This window comes from Propionicimonas sp., assembly GCF_047606205.1.
In the GTDB taxonomy this organism is placed as follows: domain Bacteria; phylum Actinomycetota; class Actinomycetes; order Propionibacteriales; family Propionibacteriaceae; genus Propionicimonas.
This window is the reverse complement of record NZ_JASGES010000177.1, coordinates 1-4,393: the sequence shown is the minus strand read 5'-3', so window position 1 is coordinate 4,393 and position 4,393 is coordinate 1. Positions and strand designations below refer to the sequence as shown.

Sequence of the window (4,393 nt, the reverse complement as noted above, 5' to 3'; positions counted from 1 at the left end):
GGCGGAGCGGGCAGCCGCACGGTCGGCACGCGAGGAGGAGGCGTCGCGCGCGGCGGCCGAGGCACGCCGCCGGCTGCTGGCGCAGGAGCACCGTCCCGCCGTCGACCCCGACGTGGCCCTCGCTGCCGCGGTGGAGCTCGACCGGGCCAGGGACGCGGTGCGCGCTGCAGGGGACGATCCGGCCCGGGTCGCCGCGGCCCGGGAGTGGCTGGCGGACGTGCTGCGTCCGCTCGCCGCGGTGGACCCCTCGCTGCGCCCGGAACTCGCCGCATCCCTCGAGGCGCTGGTCGGGCTGCGCTGGCGGCTGGGCGACGCCGCGGGCAGCCGCGCGGCCGCCCGCGAGGCGAGAACTCTCGGCTGAGGAGTTCACGGATGGCGGTCAGGTTTGGCAGGGTCGCCCGGGCGGCGGGGAGCGAATCGGGGGTGACGTCGATTCCTGTGACTCGTGCGACGGCGCTCATGTGAGATCGGCCATCGAGAGCCCGGGTCCGCTGCCGGTCGACCCCGAGACCGGCGTGGTGCAGAGCGCTGCGGTGGCAGCCGGTCTGAGCTACCGCGTGATCGCCACCAAGCTGTCATCTGGCCAGATCACGGTGTGGCTGGCATGGGAGACCGGTGTCACCAGGACCGGCGACGAAGTCTCCTACGCCCTGCACCTGGCCGAGATCACCTCCCCCAGCACGTGGGACGGCGGCCCAGCACCGTACGGGACACAGGCGCTCAAGGCAGCCCACCAATGCGTCACCTGAGCGACCCAGCGGAACCGATGAACACCCAGAACCGTCCAGTGCGCGACACACCACCGACCACCGAGCATCCCCACCACGAGCTCCAAGCCCCCACAGGATGGAGGTTAGGCTGCCGTCATGCCCTCCCCTGGGTCTGACGCCTTCCTCGTGACCTGGCAGCACGACATCGACGACAACGGCCACACCCTCTTCACCGGCATCCAAAAGGGAGTCGCCACCGGCGACCTCGAGCCCCTACGCGACGACGTCGCAACGAACTGCGCCAACGCATGAGCAACTACTTCAGTATCTTCCTGACTCCGAACCTGGCCATCAACGGGGCGATCATCCTGGTCGTCGCCATCGGTCTCACCACGGCCCTTCGCCGCCGCCTGGGCACCGTGCACCGACGACTGCTCTTCCTTCTGGCCACCGTGTCGCTGGGCGGAATCGTCCAGGTCACGCTCTTGCGGGATCCGCCCAATGCTGCGTGCTGGGAATGCCTCACCCAGTGGCCCCTGGACCGGCTGATCTCCGGCCAACTCGGTACGGACACCGCTCTCAATATCGCCCTGTTCCTTCCCCTCGGGCTGTTCGCAACCTTGCTGTGGAAAGCGCCCTTCCGGGTCACCGGTGCCGCCGCCCTGCTCTCGCTGGTCATCGAGATCATCCAGCCTCTCCTCGGCGTCGGAGCCAACGACCTCGCCGACATCGCAGCCAACACCCTGGGCGCCTTGCTCGGGGCCGGCCTCGCCACCACAGCCCTGCTCATCCGCGACGCCATCACCAGCAGGCAACTCGACGGCCGCAGGCTCGCGAAGCTCGCCGTCACCATCGCCGTCACCGTCGGGCTCGCCCTCGGTATCTCGATCGGCGGTGCCGACACGATCCAAGCGTCCGGTGCCCGGCAGCTCGAAGCGATGTTCGCCGGCACCACGGTCGGCGACTACACGCGCGACCAGCAGACCTGGGGGCCCAAGCTCGAAGCCTTCTGGAAAACCAACCGCACCCCCACCAACGACGGCTACAGCGACAGCCACGTCGCTCTCCAGCGATTCACCTGGACCTTCTACTGGACCACCCGCTGCGTCACGGCACACTGGGACACCCACGGCTTCACCACCGAACTCGGAAGTGACAGCCAATGCACCCAACGCCTTCGTTAGCGGGTAGCGAGAAGCCGGACGAAGTGCGAAGTCGACGATGACCAGTGGGGAGATCAGCAGCATCCCGGGGCTTCCCGGTGTCGGCGTGGGCTGGCAGGGTGGCCGACATGGACGAGAAGCTCAGCCTGGTCAACTCTCTGCAGCGCGGCCGCGACGCCCTGGTCTGGAAGCTGGACGGGCTGTCGCCGTACGACGCGCGGCGTCCGGTGACCCCGACCGGCACCAACCTGCTCGGCCTGGTCAAGCACCTGACCTCGTGCGAGTACGGGTACTTCGGGATCACCTTCGACCGCGTCCCCGACGACGTTCCGGCCTGGGTACTCTCCGAGGACGACGACGATCCCCACCGCGACCTCTACGCGACCGCGGAGGAGTCGATCGAGAGCGTGGTCGCCGGCTACCGGGCGGCGTGCGCGACCTCCGACTCCACCATCGAGGCACTCGGACTGGACGCCGAGGGCAGCGTCCCGTGGTGGCCACCGGAGTGGCGGACCGTGACGCTGCACCACATCCTCGTGCACATGATCGCCGAGACGCACCGGCACGCCGGGCACGCCGACCTCGCCAGGGAATCGATCGACGGCGCGGCCGGCCTGCGCGCCGAGGTGAGCAACCTGCCCACCTGGGACGCGGCCGCCTGGCGCGACCACGTCGCGAAGCTCGAGCGGATCGCCCGGTCGGCAACCGACTGAGGCCCGCTGGCCGGGCTGGGCCGCCGGCCCGGCGGCCGGTCCACCGCTCGCGGTTCGTTCCCCCCTGTGACCGCCCGGGCCGGTCGTCTCCACGCCGCCGACGCGTCCCGGAGGCCACCGCGCCTAAGCTGGAAGGGACCCAGGAGGACGACATGAGGCGAGCGGCAGCGGCGGCGGTGCTGGTGGTCCTGCTGTCCGGGTGCTCGTCCGGAGGTATCCCGATGAACTCTCCCACCCCGGCCGCTCCCCCACCGGCCTCTCCCGGCACCCCGGCCAGTGCGTCCCCGGGATCGTCGGCGGGCAACGCGGTCCCCGCCGCCCGCTGGACGGCGATCCTCGCCGACCTCGAGAACCGCGGCGTCCCCACCGACGACGTGCAGGTCGTGAGCGCGCGCTCGGTCACCTGGAACAGCGGAGCGCTGGGCTGCGCCCAGCCGGGAAAGATGTACACCCAGGCGCTGGTGGAGGGCATGCAGGTCGTGGTCAGCGCGGGCGGAAAGCAGTACGACTACCGATTCGGCCACAGCGACAGTCCCAAGCTCTGCAAGGGGACGAAGCCGGGCGCCAAGTAGCCCGGCAGGCACGCGATTCCGGGCGAGGCCACCGTCCGCGCACGAGAGCCGCCGTCCGCGTCGAAGGCCACCGTCCGGACAAGGGCCCTGGACGCGAGCCGTGGCCTCGATGACGGCGGGCTACCGCGGCCTCAGCGCCGTCGGCGCCCGCGGTACCAGCGGTGGCCGACGAGGGCGACGAGCAGCGCGACGCCGCCGGCAACCAGCAGCCAGGGCCGCTTGCCCGCCGGCTCGTCCACGGCCCGGGTCGCACCGGGCAGGCGCACCGTGCCGGCCGATCCATCCACGGTGATCTCCTCGCCGGTACGGATGTCGCGGGTGGCGCTGCCCGTCCCCAGGACGGCGGGGATGCCGTACTCGCGGGCCACGATCGAGCCGTGGCTGAGCACCCCGCCGATGTCAGTGACCACGCCCGCCGCCATGGCGAACAGCGGTGTGTACGCCGGGGTCGTGATGGACGCGACCAGCACCTCGCCGGGCTGGAAGGACGCGAAATCGTCCGGGCCGGACAGGACGCGCGCCGGCGCCGTGACCACCCTCCACTGCCGGCCGTGCCGGTCAGCACCCCACCGACCGGACCGCCCGCCCTGGCCGGGTACATCCACTCGAAGGCGTCCATCGTGCGGTTCTTGGGCAGGTACTGCGGCGGCGTGGCCAGGCGCTCTCCGCGGGCCACCGCCTGGCGCGCGGCGACCCGGTCGCGCAGGTCGCGCGGCAGGTCATCGCCCCGGTCCAGGGACGCAGCCAGTCCGCGCGCCTCCTCGACGGTGAGCCAGCAGACGTCCATCGGCTCGGTGATCGCGTCCGCGGCGACCAGCCGGTTCCCGAGCGCTCGCAGCAACCGGCGCGCGGGCGCCACGAACAGTCCCATCGCCGCCAGCGCGTCCTCCCGCAGGGGTCCGGTGTGCTGGGCCCTGGTCAGCAGGGAGCGCACCCGCTCCGCCCGCCAGCCCTGCAGCCGGATCAGCAGCGCGGCCGTGGCGTCCTCCCTCGCCGCCGCCGCGCGCTGCTGCCGGCGGTGCGGGTCGGGGGCGTCGTCGGTGAGGTCGTAGCGCAGCGCGCCGAGCACCGGCGCCGGGTCGTCGGCAGGCACGGGGTTGGCGAAGTCGAGGTTGTAGAGCGTGTGGCCGTGCTCGGCCAGGTGCCGGGCCAGCCGCTCGCGCCACCGGCCCCACACCTCGCCCGAGACGCCGGCGGGGGCGTCGTCGGCGAACGGGTCGGCGGGCGCGTCCGCC

At 72.1% G+C, this 4,393-nt stretch carries 8 protein-coding genes; 7 read left to right on the top strand and 1 reads right to left on the bottom strand.

Annotation, left to right across the window (positions count from 1 at the left end; translation table 11 throughout):
* The 6 genes from QM633_RS10945 to QM633_RS10920 form a co-directional block, all read left to right on the top strand.
* Nucleotides 1-361 (top strand): hypothetical protein (locus QM633_RS10945; protein WP_415153792.1); only part of this gene is annotated, 361 nt, incomplete at its 5' end.
* A 100-nt stretch (nucleotides 362-461) separates the two neighbouring features.
* Nucleotides 462-749 carry a hypothetical protein gene (locus QM633_RS10940; RefSeq protein ID WP_415153791.1) on the top strand — a complete coding sequence of 96 codons (288 nt, stop codon included), beginning with the start codon at nucleotides 462-464 and terminating at the stop codon, nucleotides 747-749.
* Nucleotides 750-866: 117 nt separating this feature from the next.
* On the top strand, nucleotides 867-1,022 hold the full coding sequence (locus QM633_RS10935) for a hypothetical protein (RefSeq protein ID WP_415153790.1): 156 nt from the start codon (nucleotides 867-869) through the stop codon (nucleotides 1,020-1,022).
* Nucleotides 1,019-1,894, top strand: coding sequence for a VanZ family protein (locus QM633_RS10930; protein ID WP_415153789.1), 876 nt, complete (start codon nucleotides 1,019-1,021; stop codon nucleotides 1,892-1,894). The genes QM633_RS10935 and QM633_RS10930 overlap by 4 nt, the downstream gene beginning before the upstream one ends.
* 107 nt (nucleotides 1,895-2,001) lie before the next feature.
* Nucleotides 2,002-2,586 (top strand): DinB family protein, encoded by a 585-nt coding sequence (locus tag QM633_RS10925; RefSeq protein ID WP_415153788.1) that lies wholly within the window; start codon nucleotides 2,002-2,004, stop codon nucleotides 2,584-2,586.
* Between the two features lie 152 nt (nucleotides 2,587-2,738).
* Nucleotides 2,739-3,158, top strand: a complete 420-nt coding sequence (locus tag QM633_RS10920) for a hypothetical protein (RefSeq protein WP_415153787.1) — start codon at nucleotides 2,739-2,741, stop codon at nucleotides 3,156-3,158.
* A gap of 131 nt (nucleotides 3,159-3,289) precedes the next feature.
* Here the strand turns inward: QM633_RS10920 and QM633_RS10915 are convergent, their stop codons facing one another.
* The gene (locus tag QM633_RS10915; protein ID WP_415153786.1) at nucleotides 3,290-3,694 is read right to left on the bottom strand and encodes a PEP-utilizing enzyme; all 405 of its coding nucleotides are present in this window, start codon (nucleotides 3,692-3,694) and stop codon (nucleotides 3,290-3,292) included.
* Between the two features lie 231 nt (nucleotides 3,695-3,925).
* Between QM633_RS10915 and QM633_RS10910 the strand changes: the two genes are divergently transcribed.
* Nucleotides 3,926-4,210 (top strand): hypothetical protein, encoded by a 285-nt coding sequence (locus QM633_RS10910; protein WP_415153785.1) that lies wholly within the window; start codon nucleotides 3,926-3,928, stop codon nucleotides 4,208-4,210.
* The last annotated feature ends 183 nt before the right edge of the window (nucleotides 4,211-4,393 follow it).

Excerpts from the sequence above, each read along its gene's own strand:
- QM633_RS10935 (WP_415153790.1), top strand. The coding sequence starts at position 867 with ATGCCCTCCCCTGGGTCTGACGCCTTCCTCGTGACCTGGCAGCACGAC.
- QM633_RS10930 (WP_415153789.1), top strand. The coding sequence starts at position 1,019 with ATGAGCAACTACTTCAGTATCTTCCTGACTCCGAACCTGGCCATCAAC.
- QM633_RS10925 (WP_415153788.1), top strand. The coding sequence starts at position 2,002 with ATGGACGAGAAGCTCAGCCTGGTCAACTCTCTGCAGCGCGGCCGCGAC.
- QM633_RS10920 (WP_415153787.1), top strand. The coding sequence starts at position 2,739 with ATGAGGCGAGCGGCAGCGGCGGCGGTGCTGGTGGTCCTGCTGTCCGGG.